The sequence below is a fragment of the Pseudodesulfovibrio karagichevae genome (genome assembly GCF_041414475.1).
In the GTDB taxonomy this organism is placed as follows: Bacteria; Desulfobacterota; Desulfovibrionia; order Desulfovibrionales; family Desulfovibrionaceae; genus Pseudodesulfovibrio; species Pseudodesulfovibrio karagichevae.
Window position 1 is genome coordinate 1 of the sequence record NZ_JBGLYH010000068.1, and the last position, 18,153, is coordinate 18,153.

Below are 18,153 nucleotides of genomic sequence, written 5' to 3' on the forward strand. Positions count from 1 at the left end.
CGGGGGAAGGGGAAAGGGAAAGCCCTTTTCAAAGGGTTTCCCTTTCCCCTTCCCCCGGGAGCGCCGCAGGCGCTACCCTTCCTTGATGTCTTCCTTGATGCGCATGCCGAAGTGGCGTCCGGCCTCGTCGGTGCGCACGAGGATCTTGTCCCCGACCTTGAGGGTGACCACGGACACGGGGTCGCCCTTGTCCGAGACCACGCGGATGGTTTCGGCGTTCTGCAGGAACACCTGGCCGGTCTTCACGCCGCTCGCGGTCTTGACCTCGGCGGTGATCAGCAGCATGGGCCGGACCTCCACCTTGACGCGGCCCACGGTGGCCAGGGAGGTGGCCCCGTCCGCGCCCACGATGAGCACGTCCGTGCCCGCCGAGAGTTCTTCGAGATAGGTGGTCTTGTCGCCGGGCATCTGGGCGTAGGCGTGGACCGCGCCCGCGTTGACCCGGAAGGGCCGTGCGGCCACGTACGGGTTGGATTCGGTCTCGGCGTGGACCAGGAAGGAGAAGGCGCTGGAGTTGCCGATGAGCATGCCCTGGCCGCGCTTGAGCATGGAGATGGTATCCACGCAGACGCGGTGGCCCAGGCCGGTGGGTTCGATGGCGGTGACGGTGGCGGTCGAAAGTTCCATGGTTCCTTGGGAGAGTTTCAGTTCGGCGACGATTCGCTTCAGGTCGGCGGCCCCTTCGGGCAGGACCACGATGGTGTCGCAGCCCCGCTCCAGGATGCCCGCGGCGAGCAGGGCCCGGTCCAGGGATTCGCATTCCAGAGCCAGGCTGTCCACCTGGGCCAGGATGTTCTCCACCGGGATGATCTCCCAGCCCTTCTTGAGGACCACGTCCTTGCCCGCCTTGATGGCCTTGACGGCCACGTCCTCGTCGGCCTTCTTGGTCAGCTCGACCACGGGCATGTCCTCGGGGGTGATGACGTTCACGCGCCCCAGCGCCCGGACGGCCTCGGCCTGGTCCTTGTCGACCATGACGGCGTCCACGCCGGACTCCAGCGCCAGGGTGACCAGGTTCTTGTCGAAGGGCACGGATTTGAAGATGACTTTTTTCATGGGGCTTCCGCTATGCGTTGAGGTGGTTGAGCGCGGCCTCGACGGACTCGTCGCCGTGGACGATCATGTTCAGGGCCTCCACCAGGCGGGTGGGGTTCTCGTGCTGGAAGACGTTGCGGCCCACGGACAGGCCCGCGCCGCCGGCTTCCAGGGAATCGTGGACCATCTGGAGGAACGCCTCGGTGCTGTCGAGTTTGGGACCGCCCGCGATGACCACCGGGACGCAGCAGGCGTCGCACACGTGGGCGAAGGTCTTTTTGTCGCCGGTGTAGTTGACCTTGACCACGTCCGCGCCCAGTTCGGTGCCCACGCGGGCGCAGTGGGCCACGATCTCGGGGTCGTACTCGTTCTTCACCTTGGGGCCGCGGGCGTAGACCATGGCCAGGAGCGGAATGCCCCAGTTGGCGGCATCGGAGGACATTTTGCCGAAATCGTTGAGCATGGAGGCCTCGGTCTCGTCGCCGAGGTTGCAGTGGATGGACACGGCGTCCGCGCCCAGCCGGATGGCGTCCTCCACCGAGGCGACCAGGGACTTGGCGTTGGGGAAGGGAGACAGGGAAGTGGAGGCGGACAGGTGGACGATCAGGCCGATGTCCTTGCCCTGGGCGCGGTGCCCGCAGCGGACCAACCCCTTGTGCTCGATGACCGCGTTGGCCCCGCCGTCCACGACGCGGCCCACGGCCTCGCGCATGTCGACCAGTCCGTCGATGGGACCGACGGTCACGCCGTGGTCCATGGGGACCACGATGGTCCGGCCCGTGTTGCGGTTGAAGATGCGCTCCAACCTGATGGCTTTACCGATGTGCATGTTCTCTCTCCTTTGAAGTTGTTTCCCTCAAGGAGCCGGCGGGGGGCCGGCGGCCGGTAAAAAAACAAGGGCCGCCGGCTGTTGCCTGCGGCCCTTGAGAAGTTCTTGCTTACGTGTGTTCCACCATTCGGTTACACGGCACCCCTTCCAAGCCCGCAGGCGTGGCTAAACCAATACCAAAAATAAAAGTTGGAAAAGTATGCGTTGGAAACGAAGGTTGTGTTCATGGGAAATAGAGCTACACCCTCAAGATCGATCTGTCAATAAAAAGATTTGTCACGATTTCGAGGAGATAGCGTATATTGCATTATAATCTTGTGACCGGCGGTCACTTTTTGTGGTTTTTGACAATTTTTTACATATTGACAATTTTGGGGTAATTTTCACCCTGCAAAAATGTACTTTATCACAAAAATGAAAAAATATGGTCACTGTGTGGCGGGCAAAAAGCCTGATTTTACGCCAATAGCAATAAAAACCGTAATTGGCACGACTCTTGATAAGAGAGGGGCAGGTTAGAAACGCATTCCATTCAAAGAGGAGTATTGCAATGTTTTCGAGAAAGTCCCCGACCCATGTTTCCAGGAGGCTCGCCATAGGCGCGGCCGCTTTGGTAGCAGTCCTGGCTCCCACCTTTGCCTATGCGCAGGATGTGGAGTACCTGACCCAGTCCAACGCCAACATTCTGTGGACGTTGATCGCCGCCGCGCTGGTCATGATCATGCAGGCCGGCTTCGCCTGCGTCGAGTGCGGCTTCACCCGCGCCAAAAACGCGGGCAACATCATGATGAAGAACTTCCTGGATTACGCAGCAGGTTCCATCATCTTCTTCCTGTTCGGCTACGCCCTCATGTTCGGCGCGGACGCCGGCGGGTTCATCGGCACCTCCGGGTACGCCCTCGGCGGCATCACCGAGGCCGACCTGCCCTGGACCTACACCTTCTGGTTCTTCCAGTCCGTGTTCGCCGCCACCGCCGCCACCATCGTTTCCGGCGGCATGGCCGAGCGCACCAAGTTCGGCACCTACGTCCTTATTTCCATGGTCATCTCCGGCCTGATCTACCCCATCTCCGGCCACTGGATATGGGGCGGCGGCTGGCTGGGCGAGCTCGGCTTCTGCGACTTCGCCGGTTCCACCGTCGTTCACTCCGTGGGCGGCTGGATCGCCCTGGCCGGCGCCCTGGTGCTCGGCCCGCGCATCGGCAAGTACACCGAGGACGGCAAGGCCCGCGCCATTCCCGGTCACAACATTCCCCTGGCCGGTCTGGGCGTCTTCATCCTCTGGTTCGGCTGGTTCGGTTTCAACCCCGGCTCCACCGTCGAGGCCAACGACGCCATCGGCCTGATCGCCATGAACACCACCCTGGCCGCCTGTGCCGGTACCCTCGGCGCCATGGTCTTCGCCTGGTTGCGCTTCGGCAAGCCCGACATCTCCATGTCCATGAACGGCGCCCTGGCCGGTCTGGTCGGCATCACCGCCCCCTGCGCCACCGTCACCCCCGGCCCCTCCATCATCATCGGCCTGGTCGCGGGCGTGCTGGTCGTCCTGTCCATCGAATTCATCGACAAGGTCCTGAAGATCGACGACCCGGTCGGCGCGTCTTCCGTCCACGGCGTCTGCGGCGCCTGGGGCACCATCGCCTGCGGCCTGTTCAACGTGGAAGGCGGCCTGTTCTACGGCGGCGGCGTCCACCTCCTGGGCGTGCAGCTGCTCGGCGTGGGCGCGGTCTTCGTCTGGGCCTTCGGCGGCGGCTTCATCCTCATGAACATCCTCAAGGGTGTCTTCGGCCTCCGCGCTTCCAAGGAAGAAGAACTCAAGGGTCTGGACATCGGCGAGCACGGCTCCGAGGCCTACAACGGCTTCCAGCTCTTCAGCAACGAGTAGTCCGGGAACTTAACCAGAGATCATTCCAAGGAGATAAAAGAAATGAAGCTTATCGTTGCATACATCAGGCCTGAAAAGTTGAATGACGTGAAGCAGGCTCTTTACGCCAAGGAAATCTACTCCCTGTCCGTGACCAACATTCTGGGCTCGGGACGCCAGAAGGGATTCACCGAAACCTACCGCGGCGTGCAGATCGAAGTGAACCTGCTCAAGAAAGTCCGCCTCGAGATCGGCGTGAACGACGATTTCGAGCAGAAGGCCATCGACGCCATCCTGTCTTCCGGACAGACCGGAACCGAGGGCGACGGCGTGATCTTCGTGACCGAACTGACCAAGGCCCTGCGCATCAGGACCGGTGAGGACGGCATCCTCTAGACGGATTGCGACAGCATATAAGCGCCGGGGCGGCGTGACCACAGCCGCCCCGGCCTTTTGGGCCGATGACAGGCACTGGGGTGGATAAACGTAACGGCCGACAGGCAAGGTATTTCAGTGTTGACCGCAGTGCCAGACATACAAGGGATCATTGAAAATCGTTCGCTGATCACGCACTTCCAGCCCCAGGTATCGCTCAAGCGGAAAGCGGTCGTCGGACTGGAGGCGCTGAGCAGAGGGTTCGACCCCCAAAGCGGAGAAATCATACCTCCAACCCTGCTGTTCGAGCAGGCCCGGGACAAGGCATCCCGGCTCGCCCTGGACCGGGCCTGCCGAACCAACGCGGCGGAATCCTTTGCCGCGTTGCACAGAAAAGACAAAAGCCTGATGCTCTCCATGAACATCGACGCCTCCTGCATCAACGAGGGGACGCGCGGCTCCTGCCACGTTCTCAACCTGGTCACCCGCTGCGGCATCAGCCCGAGCAACGTGATCATCGAGATCATCGAATCCCGGTGCGAGGACATGGACGCCCTCATGTCCTTCGTCAAGTTCTACCGGGAGAACGACTTCCTCATCGCGCTCGACGACGTGGGCGCGGGCTTCTCCAACCTCGACCGCATCCCACTGCTCAAGCCCGACGTCATCAAGCTGGACCGCACGTTGATCAGCGGCGTGGACCAGCAGTTCCACAAGCTCGAGGTGGTCCGCAGCTTCGTCCAGATGTCCAACCGGCTGGGCTGCCTGGTCCTGGCCGAGGGCGTGGAGACCGCCGAGGAGGCCATGTGCCTGCTCTCCAACGGGGTGGACGTGTTCCAGGGGTTCTATTTCGCCCGGCCCGCGCCGGGGCTGGACGCGGTGCCCGGCATGGCCTCCAAGGTGGACGCCCTGGCCGAGCGGCACCGCGAGAACCGCACCCAGCAGATCGCGGACGACAAGCGGCTGTATTCCAGCTACGACCTGACCGTGCTGACCATGTGCCAGGAGCTGGCCGAAACCCTGGTCAAGGACATGGGCCAGGCCCTGGCCAAATTCATCGATACCTACGACAGCGTAGAGTGCCTCTACGTCCTGGACATGCGCGGCAACCAGATTTCCGACACCGTGTGCGACCCGGACCGGCTCAAGACCTGCAAGCGGTTCCTCTACGAGCCCGCCGAGGTGGGCGCGGACCACTCGCTCAAGGAATACTTCCTGCCCATCCAGGCGGGGCTGGAGAAGTTCACCACCCGGCCGTATATCTCCCTCGCCTCGGGCAACCTGTGCATCACCATCTCCCACGTTTTTTACCACAAGAGCAGCGGCCGTCACCGCATCCTGTGCGTTGACATGTCACGGGCCGAAGAGGGAGGCCCCCGATAGGGTTAGGCCGCGTACGCTCGAAAGAGAACCGCCCGGTCCGGCATGAAGCCGAACCGGGCGGTTTGACGTTGAGAGGGGGCGTGGAGCTAGATCTTGCAGGCGGTGCGCAGATCGTCCACGGCGTCGGTGGCTTCCCAGGTGAACTCGGGCAGCTCGCGGCCGAAGTGGCCGTAGTTGGTGGTCTTCTGGAAGATGGGCCGACGCAGCTTGAGGCGCTCCTGGATGAAGTAGGGGCGCATGTCGAAGACCTCGGTGACGGCCTTGGTCAGCTGCTCGTCGGACACCTGGCCGGTGCCGCGCGAGCTGACGACCACGGACACGGGCTGGGCCACGCCGATGGCGTAGGCGATCTGCACTTCGCAGATGTCGGCCAGGCCGGCGGCGACCACGTTCTTGGCCACGTAGCGGGCCATGTACGCGCCGGAGCGGTCCACCTTGGACGGGTCCTTGCCCGAGAAGGCGCCGCCGCCGTGCGCGCCCGCGCCGCCGTAGGTGTCGTTGATGATCTTGCGTCCGGTCAGGCCGCAGTCGCCCACGGGGCCGCCGATGACGAACCGGCCGGTGGGGTTGATGTAGGTCTTCAGTTTGTCGTCGATCAGTTCCTCGGGCAGGGTGTGCATGATGACTTCCTTGAGGATCGCCTCCTTCAGGTCGGAGTAGGCAATGTTTTCGTCATGCTGGGAGGAGACGACCACGTTGTCTATGCGCACGGGCTTGCCGTTGTCGAACTGCACGCAGACCTGGGTCTTGCCGTCCGGGCGCAGGAAATCGAGGATGCCTTCCTTACGCACGTAGGTCAGGCGGCGGGACAGCTTGTGAGCGTAGTAGATGGGGGTGGGCATCAGCGTCGGGGTCTCGTTGGTGGCGTAGCCGAACATCATGCCCTGGTCGCCCGCGCCCTGGTCCTCGGGCTTCACCCGGTCCACGCCCTGGGCGATGTCCGGGGACTGCTTGTCGATGGACGAAATGACCGCGCAGGTCTGCCAGTCGAAGCCCATGGTGTCGGAGCTGTTGTAGCCGATGTCCTTGATGGTGTTCCGGACGATGTCCGGGAAGTCGGCGAAAGCGGTGGTGGAAATCTCACCGGCGATGAAGGCCATGCCGGTGGTCACCAGCGTCTCGCAGGCCACGCGGGCGTTCGCGTCCTGGCCGATGATGGCGTCAAGGATGGCGTCGGAAATCTGGTCGGCCACCTTGTCGGGGTGGCCTTCGGTCACGGACTCGGAAGTGAAAAGGTATTTGCCTTCAATCTGCATCGGACCCTCCTTCAGGGATGCTGCTTAATGTCGCCTAGAAATCCGGGTTGATGAGTTCGCACTCGAGGATTTCGTCGACGGTATTGTTCTTGCCTGCGATGACGACCCTGGGTTTGCGGGTCTTCGCTTCATTTTCGTCCAGCCACATGAATGCGGCGATGATCACGCGCTGTCCGACGCCGCCCTTGTGCGCGGCGGCCCCGTTCAGGCAGATCTCGCCCGGTTGGCCGGGGATGGCGTAGGTGGTCAGCCGCTCCCCGTTGTCCAGGTTGTACACGTCCACCTGTTCGTAGGGCAGCAGTCCCACCGTCTTCATCAGCTTGGTGTCGATGGATATGCTGCCCCGGTATTCCAGGTTCGCGCAGGTAATGGTCGCGCCATGGATCTTGGCGCTCAGAAAACATCTTTGAGCCACGGGTCTAAACCTCTATCAATATATTATCTATCAGTCGGGCCTTGCCCATGCGCACGGCCACGGCGGCCAGGGCGGAGCGGGCAATGGTCCTCAGCGGTGAAATCTCGTCCGGGTCCACGATCTCGATGTAGTCCACCTCGCCCATGGGCAGGGCGGCGGCGTACTCGTCGGCCAGGAACCGTTTCAGGGCGGCGCAGTCGCGCTCTCCGCCCTTGGCCTTTTCGGCCAGCTTGAGCAGTCCTTTGCGGATGTTCGGGGCGGCGGCGCGCTCGGCCTCGGTCAGATACGCGTTGCGGGAGCTCAGGGCCAGGCCGTCCTCCTCGCGCACGATGGGGTGGCCGATGAGCTTGACCGGCATGTTCAGGTCGCGGACCATGCGGCGCAGGATGGCGAACTGCTGCCAGTCCTTTTCGCCGAACACGGCCACCTCGGCCTGGGTCAGCATGAACAGCTTGGTGACCACGGTGCACACGCCCCGGAAATGGATGGGCCGGGTGGCCCCGCACAGGTTCTGTCCGAGCCGGGGGACCTCCACCCAGGTGGCGTGGTTGACCTCGTACATGGCCCCGGGCTCGGGCGCGAAGAGCAGGTCCACGCCGTGGGCCTCGGCCTTGGCGCGGTCGCTTGCAAAGTCGCGCGGGTAGCTGTCCAGGTCCTCGTTCTCGCCGAACTGGGCCGGGTTAACGAAGACCGAGACCACGAGCCGGTCGCACTCGGGCCGCGCCCGGTCGATGAGGGAGGTGTGGCCGTGGTGCAGGTAGCCCATGGTCGGCACAAGGCCGATGGAGTGGCCCTGCCTGCGCCAGGTCAGGCACTGGCGCTGCAATTCTTTCGGATCGGTGATGATGTTCATGGTTCGCCTCGAAGCTTGGTGAACACCTGACAGATTTACCGGGGGGAGTCAAACAAAATGTTTATATCTGGATGTATTGATATAGTTTGGCGGACCAGGCGAGGCAGGGCCCGCCGACGGGTGAAAAAACCGGAGTTGTCACGGACCATTACCCAAACTTTTGTTTGAGAAAAAACGGTCCTCGTTGTACCGTGCCGCATTATGAGGACAAACAAGGACATCTTCTCGGACAGGGCCGTGTCGCTCACTCCCCAGGAGCTGATCGATTTCGAACACACCATCAAGGATTGCATGGCGGAGTTCGTTCCCTTCACCTCCTACAGCCTGTTCTTCCCCAGGGAGAAGTCCGCCGAGATCCCCGAGCCCGAGTTCCGGCCCGAGGACAGCGAGCTGATCCTGCCCCTGGTCTTCAAGGGCGAGATGATGTGCTACTTCATCGCCAAGGGCGTGCGCCTCAAGGCCCCGGCCACGGCGCCGAAGTACCTCATGGCCCTGGCCGCGTCCGTGCTCGAGAAGCTGGCCCTGTACAAGAAGGCGGTCACCGATCCGCTGACAGGCCTGTATTCGCGCAATTTCTTTTTCGAGGAGCTGGAGCAGGCCATCGACCAGGTCCAGGACTGCCTGGCCACGGGGTCCTGCCGGGCCGGCGTGGAGGCCCGCGAACCCGAAATGGCCTTTTCCGGGACCTTCGGGGTCATCTTCCTCGACCTGGACACCTTCCAGCCCATCAACGAGCGGTACGGCTACCTCAAGGGAGACGACATCCTGGGCGAGGTGGGGCGGCTGCTCAGCCTGGTCTGCCCCAAGTACACCACCGTGGCGCGCTTCGCCAACGACAAGTTCGCCATCCTGGTGCCCGACGCCAAGCCGCACGCCTGCTTCCAGCTGTCCGAGGTCATCCGCTCGGGCCTGAGCAAGCTCTCCTTCTCCGACGACATCACCAACGACACCATCGGTATCACCGGCAGCCTGGGCTACGTCTGTTACCCGCAGGGGCTGGAGGGCGCGCAGTTCCGGCGCACCCCGTCCGAGCAGGCGCGCATGATCGTGCGCAAGGCCCGCAAGGGCGTGGCCGTGGCCAAGGACCAGGGGCGCAATCGGGTCTTCGGCTACGCCGACATCCTGTCCAAGGGCGGCCGGGTCCTGGAAACCCTGCCCATGAACCGCATGGTCGTGTCCCTGGGCGAGGCCTCCGGGGCCAAGGTGGGCCAGCGTTTCCTGGTCCGTTCGCCCAAGTCCGGCGGCGTGGCCTCGGCCTCCCTGACTGAGGACGAGCGGTTGTCCGGCCGCTACCCGGCCCTGTACAAGGGCGAGGTGGTCCTGGTCGAGGTCCAGGACGACATCGCCTTTGCCGAGGCCCTGCACCTGGGCGACGCCCACTGGGCCGTGGAGCCCGGCGACCGCCTCAACCTCATCGAGGGCGACGAAAGCCTGTTCTCGCCCGAACAGGAAATAAAGGACGATACCATGCCGAGCCACGACGGCGCGACACAACTTCTGCGATACGGCGAATTCGTCTCCTGGTTCGCCAAGGCCCGGCTCAAGCCCGAGTCCTTCGGCCTGTCCCTGATCCGCATCCTGGACCAGCCCGAGGAGAACGACCGCTACCAGGACGGCATGGACCACATGGCCCGCGACGTGGCCAAGCTCGCGCGCGGCGTGTTCGGCGACGCGGCCACGGGCGGGCGGTTCGGCCTCAACGGCATGATCTTCTTCTCAGAGGGCGTGGACCGGCGGACTCTCATGGACCGCTCCCTGGAGCTCGAACGGGCCGTGACCGAAAACCTCGGCCTTCGGCTCTCCGTGGGCTCGGCCCGCTACCCGTTCCTCAATTTCGACCGGGCCGACATGCTCGAAAACTGCCGCAAGGCGTTGGAGCACGCCCTGCTCCTGCCCGAGCCGAGGGTGGCCGTGTTCGATTCCATCTCGCTCAACCTGTCGGCCGACCGGCTGTTCATGGACGGCGACATCTACGGGGCCATCGAGGAGTTCAAGCTGGCCCTGCTCGACGACGGCAACAATCTCCTGGCCCGCAACTCGCTGGGCATCTGCTACGCCCAGCTGGGCCGGTTCGAGGAGGCCCGCCACGAATTCGAGCGGGTGGTCGAGCTGGACAAAAAGGACGTCCTGGCCTTGTACAACCTGGGCTGGGCCAACCACCGCCTGGGCGACCTCAAGTCCGCCGAAAAGGCCTACCGCCAGTGCCTCAAGGCCGAGCCCGGCCACGTCTATTCGCTCATGCGCCTGGGCTCCATCGAGGAAAAGGCCAACCACCTCAAGAAGGCCGCCAACCTCTACAAAAAGGCCGCCGAACAGCCCGGCGGCGAGCGCATGGTCCTGCGCCCGCTGGCCCGCGTGGCCTACCGCCAGGGCGACATCGAGGCCACCCGGGAATACCTGCACCTGGCCCTGAACGCCGACCACAACGACCACCAGGCCATGCACATGCTCGCCAAGCTCTATCTCGACCAGGGCGAGGACCCGCAGATCGCCGAGGTCCTGGCCCGCCAGTCCTCGGCCCTGGCCCCGGGCGTGGCCGCCTACTGGGACACCCTGGTCGAAGCCCTCGAAGCCCAGGGCAAGGGCGAAGAGGCCGCCATCGTTGCCGCCCGCGCGGCGGGTTAGCCCGTCATTCCACGCATATTCTCCGGGCGCGTCCCCGGCTTTGAGCGCACCGTGCCCGGCACGGTGCGCTCTAAATTGAGCGATCGGTCAGTTTGCGGCCAGTTTATAATGGACTGGGGCGAACCCTTGCATCATGCTTCCCATGGCATAGTCGTAATCGGTTGGATTTTATATGTATTTTTGCGTTATTGGTAATGCGGAAATGTAATTTCAGATCGATTTGGTATGATCTTGAGGAGTTGCAAATGTTTACTTGGATCAGCAGAAGTTTGTCCCGGGCCATCATGTTGCCGTGCATCGTGGCCATCGTGATCGGGATCGTGGCGTTGGTGTATTACGTTAACGTTTCAACCTATGAAATGGCCTTGAACAATGCGACGGGCAAGGCCGATACCCAGGCGCGGAGCATTGCGGACGCCCTGCATCTGTTCATCGAGGACAGCATGACGGCCACCACGGCCATGGCCGACCGCGCGGCGATCAGGGCGGCCCTGCAAGGGGATCCGGACAGGGCGGACAAATTCATCAGGCAGTATGTGCACAACAACGAAAACCTGCAGGGGGCGAGTGTTTTCAATCTGGAGGGGAAAACCGTGGTGGGGGCGAGCTCCACGGGGGAATCCATGGCGGGCCTGGACCTGTCCGAACGGGGGTATGTGAAGGGCGTGATCGCCAACGGCCGATCCCAGGTCTCCAACGCCGTCTTCAAGGTCAAGGGGGGCGAGACGATCATCTTCGCGGTGGGGGCGCCCGTCCGGGGGGAGAACGGCGAACTGCTCGGCGGCGTGGCCGTGTATTGCGACTGGGACAGGTTCTGCAAGACCTTCATCGATCCGGTGACCATCGGCGAGCACGGGTACGGCTACATCCTGAACGGCGCCGGCCGGTTCATCTATCATCCCAAGGACCGGTCCCTGATCATGCAGGATTACAGCCAGCATGATTTCATTCGGGAGGCCCTCAACATGAAGAACGGGGAAATCCGGTATCAGTGGAAGGGCGTGGACAAGGTCATGGTCTTCCACACCGAGCCCGTGACCGGATGGGTCGTGTGCATGTCGGCCAACGAGGCGGACCTCGCGGCCGGAGCCATCCACCAGGCCTATGTTCTGGCCTGGATCGGCGTGGCCATCGTCCTGCTGGTCGTCGGCCTGATAGTCTTCTTCCTCCGGCGGCTGATCATCAAGCCGGTGGGCGACGGCATGGTCCTGGCCGCCGACATGTCCCAGGGCGACCTGGTCAAGGACATCACCAGCGATTCGCCCAACGAGCTCGGCAATCTCATGCGCTCCCTCGGGAACATGGTCGCCGCCCTCAGGAACGTGGTCCACGACGTCAAGAACGCGGCCGAGAACGTGGCCTCGGGCAGTAACGAAATCGCCACCTCGTCCACCCAGATGAGCGAGGGAGCCACGGAGCAAGCCTCGGCCGTGACCGAGATCACCTCTTCCATGGAACTGATGACCTCCAGGATTCACGAGAACATGCAGACCGCCCAGGAGACCAAGGACACTGCGGTCAAGACGGGCGAGCATGCCCGGGAGGGCGGCAAGGCCGTCCGGCAGACCCTGGAGGCCATGCGGGATATCGCCGAGCGGACGTCGATCATCGAGGAGATCGCCAGGCAGACCAACCTGCTCGCCCTCAACGCGGCCATAGAGGCCGCCCGCGCGGGCGAGCACGGCAAGGGATTCGCCGTGGTGGCCGCCGAGGTCCGCAAGCTGGCCGAACGCTCCGGCGTGGCCGCTTCGGAGATCGGCGACCTGACAGGCCGCAGCCTGGCCGTGGCCGAACATGCCGAAACCATGCTCGAAAAAGTGGTCGGCGACATCCAGCACAATGAGGAACTGGCCATGAAGGTGGCCGAGGCCAACAAGGAGCAGTACGCCTCTGCCGAAGAGGTGTCCGCAGCCATCCAGCAGTTGGAGGTCGTGACCCAGCGCAGTGCGGCGTTCTCCGAGGAACTGGCCGCCACGTCGGAGGAACTGTCCGGGCAGGCCGCCCAGTTGCAGCAGGCCATGGAGTTCTTCCGGGTGGCGCAGGACGGGCGCGCGGTGCCCGCCTTCGGGGCGCAGGCCGTGCACGCCCTGCCGGGCGCGATGCCGACGCCGGTGGTCGGCGCGGCAGGCGAGTCCGGAAGGGCCTAGCCTGAAACGATTGGCAACGGGGGCGCGGCCGGAACGGCTGCGCCCCTTTCTCCGTCCGGCGACCTAGCGGACGGCGGCCAGGGCCCTGATGCGGGCCAGGACCGGCGGGTGGCCGTATTCGAGCCAGACCGTGAGCGGATGCGGGGTCGGGTTGGACAGGTTGGAGGCCGACAGTTTTTTCAGGGCCGAGATCATGTCTTCCGGGCGGCCCGTGGTCCGGGCGGCGAAGGCGTCAGCCTCGAACTCGTGCTTGCGGGAGATGGCGTTGGCGGCCACGCCCAGGGCCAGGGAGAGCGGGGTGTAGAGCAGGACGAAGAAGACCAGGCCCGCGTACGGCGACATGTGCTCCATGCCGAAGGCCGCGAACAGGCCCCTGGATTCCAGGAACAGGGACATGAGATAGAAGACCGCCCCGGCCTTGAGAATGCCCGTGGCCAGGTGCTTCTTGATGTGCCCGAGCTTGGCGTGGCCCACCTCGTGGGCCAGCACGGCCACGATCTCGTCGGCGCTCATCTCCTTGAGGAGCGTGTCGAACAGGGCGATGCGCCGCCGCCTGCCGAACCCGGTGAAGAAGGCGTTGCCCTTGGTGGACCGCTTGGAGCCGTCCATGACGAAGATGCCGGACAGCTCGAACCCGGCCTTGTCCGCAAAGGCCATGAGCTTGTCGCGCAGCTCGCCGTCCTCCAGGGGGGTGAACCTGTTGAACAGCGGCAGGATCCAGGTGGGGGCCACGTAAGTTAGGCCCAGGGACAGGATGACCGCGAAGGCCCAGCACAGCAGCCAGGCGTATGGCCCGGTTTCGCGCAGGAAGAGCAGCAGGCCCGCCACCAGCGCGCCGCCGGTGATCGCGGTCAGGACCAGTCCCTTGACCCGGTCCAGGACGAAGGTGGCCGGCGTGGTGGTGTTGAAGCCGAACCGCTTCTCCAGCACGAAGGTGTGGTAGATTTCGAACGGCAGGCCGATGATCCCGCCGATCAGGGCCAGGGAGCCGATGTAGGCGAGCCCGGTGACGAGCGGCCCGAATCCGGCGGCCCGGACCAGCTGGTCCAGGAAATTGAACCCGCCCGCCAGGATGGCGAGGGTCAGCACCAGGGTGTTGAAGGTCTCGGACAGCGAGGAGAATTTTGTGGACGCCAGGGTGTAGGCCTGGGATCTGGCATAGGTCGCCGCGTCGAAGACGTCGGCCAGCTCCTCGGGCGGAGCGGGGCGCATGGCCCGGGCCGAGAGCCGGTCGGACAGCACGCCCAGGAACCAAGCCGCCAGCAGGGAACCGATGATGATCGCGAGGTAGATGTTCAAGTGGCACTCCCGGAGTATATGGACGGACCGCAACGAGCGGTTACGCTATACGGTTTCGCTTGCGCGCGTCAACCGGAGCGGGCGGCTCTATGGTCTAGTGGTCCGAAAATGCGGGATAATCGCGTCCGCGCTTGCCAATTTCCCGTGCCTGTATTAATTTACCGCTGTCGTTTAGTGTTTTTTTCGAAACAAAGGACGCCATGCCAACAAGCCCCATGACCGCCAAGGATATTCGCGAAGACATTGCGCGCGCCCGCGCCTATGCCAAGAAAAACGATTATCTGCGGACTCTCAAGTACCTGGCCAGCGCCATCCGGGGGATGGTCACCAGCCAGGTCTTCGGGGCGGAGAAGTTCGAGATCCAGGCCCACCTGGACGAGGCCCTGCGCGATCTGAACAAGATGAAGATGATCCGTAAGCTCTTCCCGGACGGGCTGACCTACCGGAAGGGCAAGGAGAAGGCGTTCTTCCAGACCCTCATGCGGCTGCACAAGAAGCTCGGCGAGGCCATGGAAAAGGCGCGCGTGGCCAAGCTGCGCAAGCGCCTCGGCGTGCTGGACGACAACCTGATCAAGGCGGCCAAGCTCATCCACGCGGGCCAGCCCCTGGAGGCGCGCAAGCTGTACAGCAAGATCGCCGAATACTTCCAGGACATCGAGGGCATCCATTCGGACATCGGCAACCGCATGGCCATGTTCGGCCTGTTCGCCGAGGCCGTGCCCTACCTGAACAAGGCCCTGGAGACCCAGAACAGCGACGCGCGCGCCCACAACGCCCTGATCCTCTGCTACGAGGGGCTGCACGAGCCGGACAAGGCCATGGCCGCCATCAAGGACGCCATGCGCTGGCTCGGCCCCAGCGAGAACCTCTATCTCCGCCTGGCCAAGCTGCACCTGCAGAAGCGCGAGTGGGGCGAGGTCTTCAACAACGCCAAGGCCGCCCACGACCGCAATCCGCTGAACACCGAGGCGGCCAAGCTCATGAAGCAGGCCGAGCCCAAGATCTTCACCGCGGCCAAGGGCGGGGCCAAGAAGTCCCACGACCTGAATTTTTAGCGCCGACTAGGCCTCTTCGCTTCCGCCGATGGTCATCGTGAAGGGATCGTCCGGAATGTCGTCGAACAGGTAGGCGAACCGGGCCACCGCCGCGTCGGGGTCCTTTGCATAGGCTGCGGCAAAGGCCGTGTGCCGTTCGGCCGCCTTCTGTATTTCCGCCTGGGCGCTGACCATCCGGAAGTCGTTGCTCAACGCCTCGTCCCCGGCCAGGGCCGCTTCTATCTCATCCTTGTGGGGGTGGTCGCCCTTGACGCGGATTGCGCCCGCCTCATCCGTGTACAGTTCGGCGGGGGGATCGGTGGGGATGCCTTGCTCCATGAACAGCGCCGTGATCCGGCTCTGGACGTTTTCGGCTTTTTGGGCCAGCTCCTCGGGGGTGAGCAGGGGGAGCTCCGCGCTGAGCAGCCCCAGGGACGGTGCCTCCGAATCCTTCTTAGCTTTGGCGGCTGCCGCCGCGCTCATGGCCCGGGCCTCCTCGGAGATGGTCACCGTGTCGCCGGTGCCGCCCGTGCCCGATCCGGGGGAGGCGGTCCGGGGCGTGAAAGACGGGGTGCCCACTGATTGCACGCCGTATCCCTGTGCTATGGGATTGATCATGGTCTCCTCCTGTATCCGGCAGATTTTTCCCTTGGAAAAATCGTGCAATAGTCATGCCCGATATCGACCGGAGGAGAGGGCGGGGCCGGGGACGCTCATCAGGCATGCCCCGGTCCCGCCCGGTTGTGGAGGACTAGTCGGAGAAGCGGAAATCCTCGCGCGTCACGCGCAGGATCGCCCCATTGCCCGTGGCCGCAAGCAGGTTGCCGTCCCGGTCGAGGCTCAGCCCGGACACCGGGCTGCCGCAGCGGAAGACCCGGCTGACCGAGCCGTCGGGTTCCACCGCGAAGATGTCCCCGGACGCCGTGCCCACGAAGAGCGTGCGCAGCCGGTCCACGGCCAGGGCCGTGGGGGCGTCCACCCGGGCGTAGACCATGGGGTCCCCGTCCGGCGGCACGCAGAGGATCGTTCCGGCCGCGCGGTCCATGGTGTAGGCGTAGCCCCGGCAGTCCAGGACCAGCCCGGCGGTCTTTGGCAGCCCTGCGCCGACGACCCGCGATCCTTCTTCCGCCCGGCCTGTGCCGCCCGTCCCGGCCAGGAGTGCGGCGGTTATGATAACACCCAGAAAATACGTACGAATACGCGAATAACCCTGCATGTCGTGCCTCCTTTGTGTTGGAGGACACGGTAGAAATGTGGTATCAATATGTCCAATACATATTTACACGAAGATCAATATGCATTAGCTCTGAATCATGGAACTGAGACAGATCACCTATTTCATTGCCGTGGCCGAGGAGCTGCATTTCGGGCGGGCCGCCGAGCGGTGCCACATCGCTCAGCCGCCGTTGTCGCAGCAAATCAAGCGTCTTGAGGAAGAACTCGGAGTGACGCTTCTGGAGCGGACCAGCCGGAGGGTCGTCCTGACCCCGGAGGGCAAGGAGTTCCTCAAACGTTGCAAGGATGTGCGCGACCGCCTGAACGAGGCAGTCATTTGCATCCAGGACATGGCCAAAGGGCTCGAAGGGCAGCTCCGTGTCGGGTTCATCGGCCCGGCGTCCCTATCCAAGCTGCCCCAGGCCATCCGCTCGTTCCGCGAGCGCAACCCCAACATCAGGCTTGATTTTTCGGCCCAGTCCACGACCGAGCAGTTGCCGCTGCTGCGTGGAGACCGGCTGGACATCGCGTTTGTCCGGTTGTTCGGGCACGACACTTCGGGCCTGAACTCGTTGCTTTTTCTTCGCGAGCCCTATGTGCTCGCCGTGCCCGAAGGACATCGCTTTGTCGCCCGGGATTCCCTGGACCTCAAGGAGCTCGATGGCGAGCCCCTGGTCTTCTTCCAGCCCATGAACCAACCCGCGCTCTACCGTTCGCTCATCGGCGCATTCCACAAGGCCGGGTTCATGCCCAACATCGTCCAGGAAGCCAATACCGAGCAGTCCATCATAGCCTTGGTCTCCACCGGCATGGGCTGCGCCCTCGTGCCCGCCTCCAGCGTCGCGGTCAATCGGGGCGGGGTCGTGTTTCGGCCCCTGACCGGCGATCTCCCCCAATGGGAGATCACCGCCCTCTGGAAAAAGAAGAACCAGTCCGTCATCCTCCAGAAGTTCCTCGACGTCGCTCGCGAATTCCGCGAGGTGCATTAGGGGGGGAAGCCTTCGGCGGCCGGGGGAAGGGGAGGGAAAACCCTTTGAGAAAAGGGTTTTCCCTCCCCTTCCCCCGGACCCCCATCCCTTCCTTTTCCTAAACTTTTTGGGTGCCTTCGGCTGGGATGCGTGGACGCGGGCGGCCGGGATGTTTTGCGTGTGGGCGATTGTGCGCGGGGTGGGTGGTATGATAGTGGTTTTGCTCAGTTAAGTGATGGCAATTCGATCAACCACAGCAAAAGGCAGAGTACCATGGGATTTCTTGACGGTTTGATGGGCAATGCGACCGAGGTTTCACTGGACGATGTGCAGGAGGAACTGGCTCCTATCCTGGGCGACAACGAGTATATCGAGCGGGCCTTCAAGGTCATCCGCGACATGTACATCTTCACCTCGGGCCGTTTGCTGCTCATCGACAAGCAGGGCATGACCGGCAAGAAGGTCGATTACCTGTCCCTTCCCTATGGCTCCATCAAGGCCTTCTCCGTGGAGACCGCCGGGCACTTCGACCTCGACTCCGAAATGACCCTCCACGTCACCGGCCTGCACGAGCCCATCAAGAAGGAACTCAAAAGAGGCAGCGACGTCGTCGGCATCCAGAAATTGCTGGCGAACAAGGTGCTGTAAGGGCGATCTGGCCCTTTCCGCGAAGCGGCATAAGAAGCTTTGGAAAAGGAAAGGGATGGGGGTCCGGGGGAAGGGGAAGGAAAGGTACAGCCCGGGTACATAGGTAACACATTAGCCCGGGAACATGGGTAACACTTTGGGCATGAGAGCCTGGAGGTGCCCATGCCCTGGAATGAGGTCAAACCTATGGATCAGCGATGGTTGTTC

Annotated in this window: 16 protein-coding genes; 8 read left to right on the forward strand and 8 right to left on the reverse strand. The window is 63.4% G+C overall.

Going from position 1 to position 18,153, the window contains the following annotated elements:
* Window positions 1-72 precede the first annotated feature (72 nt).
* Both AB6M95_RS16825 and AB6M95_RS16830 read right to left on the reverse strand, forming a co-directional pair.
* Window positions 73-1,056, reverse strand: a complete 984-nt coding sequence (locus tag AB6M95_RS16825) for a 3-dehydroquinate synthase II family protein (RefSeq protein WP_371387907.1) — start codon at window positions 1,054-1,056, stop codon at window positions 73-75.
* A 10-nt stretch (window positions 1,057-1,066) separates the two neighbouring features.
* The gene (locus tag AB6M95_RS16830; protein WP_371387908.1) at window positions 1,067-1,864 is read right to left on the reverse strand and encodes a 2-amino-3,7-dideoxy-D-threo-hept-6-ulosonate synthase; all 798 of its coding nucleotides are present in this window, start codon (window positions 1,862-1,864) and stop codon (window positions 1,067-1,069) included.
* A gap of 550 nt (window positions 1,865-2,414) precedes the next feature.
* Between AB6M95_RS16830 and AB6M95_RS16835 the strand changes: the two genes are divergently transcribed.
* The 3 genes from AB6M95_RS16835 to AB6M95_RS16845 all read left to right on the forward strand — a co-directional run bounded on the left by AB6M95_RS16835 (window position 2,415) and on the right by AB6M95_RS16845 (window position 5,486).
* Entirely contained in the window at window positions 2,415-3,749 is a 1,335-nt protein-coding gene (locus AB6M95_RS16835) for an ammonium transporter (RefSeq protein WP_371387909.1), read from the forward strand.
* A gap of 42 nt (window positions 3,750-3,791) precedes the next feature.
* Window positions 3,792-4,124: a P-II family nitrogen regulator gene (locus AB6M95_RS16840; protein WP_338669837.1), complete on the forward strand. Its 333-nt coding sequence runs from the start codon at window positions 3,792-3,794 to the stop codon at window positions 4,122-4,124.
* Between the two features lie 129 nt (window positions 4,125-4,253).
* Entirely contained in the window at window positions 4,254-5,486 is a 1,233-nt protein-coding gene (locus AB6M95_RS16845) for an EAL domain-containing protein (protein WP_371387910.1), read from the forward strand.
* 86 nt (window positions 5,487-5,572) lie between these two features.
* On the opposite strand, the gene metK is transcribed toward AB6M95_RS16845, so the two are convergent.
* Genes metK through panC form a run of 3 tightly spaced genes read right to left on the reverse strand, consistent with a single transcriptional unit; the run spans window position 5,573 to window position 8,010 of the window.
* On the reverse strand, window positions 5,573-6,742 hold the full coding sequence (gene metK / locus AB6M95_RS16850; protein ID WP_371387911.1) for a methionine adenosyltransferase: 1,170 nt from the start codon (window positions 6,740-6,742) through the stop codon (window positions 5,573-5,575).
* 34 nt (window positions 6,743-6,776) lie between these two features.
* Window positions 6,777-7,157: an aspartate 1-decarboxylase gene (gene panD / locus AB6M95_RS16855; protein ID WP_319582033.1), complete on the reverse strand. Its 381-nt coding sequence runs from the start codon at window positions 7,155-7,157 to the stop codon at window positions 6,777-6,779.
* A 4-nt stretch (window positions 7,158-7,161) separates the two neighbouring features.
* Window positions 7,162-8,010, reverse strand: a complete 849-nt coding sequence (gene panC, locus AB6M95_RS16860) for a pantoate--beta-alanine ligase (RefSeq protein ID WP_371387912.1) — start codon at window positions 8,008-8,010, stop codon at window positions 7,162-7,164.
* 201 nt (window positions 8,011-8,211) lie between these two features.
* Here panC and AB6M95_RS16865 point away from each other — a divergent pair, with 201 nt between their 5' ends.
* Entirely contained in the window at window positions 8,212-10,635 is a 2,424-nt protein-coding gene (locus AB6M95_RS16865) for a tetratricopeptide repeat-containing diguanylate cyclase (RefSeq protein ID WP_371387913.1), read from the forward strand.
* Window positions 10,636-10,880: 245 nt separating this feature from the next.
* On the forward strand, window positions 10,881-12,782 hold the full coding sequence (locus AB6M95_RS16870) for a methyl-accepting chemotaxis protein (RefSeq protein ID WP_371387914.1): 1,902 nt from the start codon (window positions 10,881-10,883) through the stop codon (window positions 12,780-12,782).
* A gap of 63 nt (window positions 12,783-12,845) precedes the next feature.
* Here AB6M95_RS16870 and AB6M95_RS16875 read toward each other — a convergent pair whose 3' ends face one another.
* Entirely contained in the window at window positions 12,846-14,081 is a 1,236-nt protein-coding gene (locus AB6M95_RS16875) for a M48 family metallopeptidase (protein WP_371387915.1), read from the reverse strand.
* 200 nt (window positions 14,082-14,281) lie between these two features.
* Here AB6M95_RS16875 and AB6M95_RS16880 point away from each other — a divergent pair, with 200 nt between their 5' ends.
* Window positions 14,282-15,136 (forward strand): tetratricopeptide repeat protein, encoded by an 855-nt coding sequence (locus tag AB6M95_RS16880; RefSeq protein WP_371387916.1) that lies wholly within the window; start codon window positions 14,282-14,284, stop codon window positions 15,134-15,136.
* Window positions 15,137-15,142: 6 nt separating this feature from the next.
* Here the strand turns inward: AB6M95_RS16880 and AB6M95_RS16885 are convergent, their stop codons facing one another.
* Both AB6M95_RS16885 and AB6M95_RS16890 read right to left on the reverse strand, forming a co-directional pair.
* Window positions 15,143-15,733, reverse strand: coding sequence for a hypothetical protein (locus tag AB6M95_RS16885; RefSeq protein WP_371387917.1), 591 nt, complete (start codon window positions 15,731-15,733; stop codon window positions 15,143-15,145).
* 133 nt (window positions 15,734-15,866) lie between these two features.
* Window positions 15,867-16,331, reverse strand: coding sequence for an NHL repeat-containing protein (locus AB6M95_RS16890; RefSeq protein WP_371387918.1), 465 nt, complete (start codon window positions 16,329-16,331; stop codon window positions 15,867-15,869).
* Between the two features lie 97 nt (window positions 16,332-16,428).
* Between AB6M95_RS16890 and AB6M95_RS16895 the strand changes: the two genes are divergently transcribed.
* A complete protein-coding gene (locus AB6M95_RS16895; RefSeq protein ID WP_371387919.1) occupies window positions 16,429-17,319 on the forward strand; it encodes a LysR substrate-binding domain-containing protein in 891 nt (296 codons plus the stop codon).
* A gap of 252 nt (window positions 17,320-17,571) precedes the next feature.
* Window positions 17,572-17,946, forward strand: coding sequence for a PH domain-containing protein (locus AB6M95_RS16900; protein ID WP_371387920.1), 375 nt, complete (start codon window positions 17,572-17,574; stop codon window positions 17,944-17,946).
* Window positions 17,947-18,153: the final 207 nt, after the last annotated feature.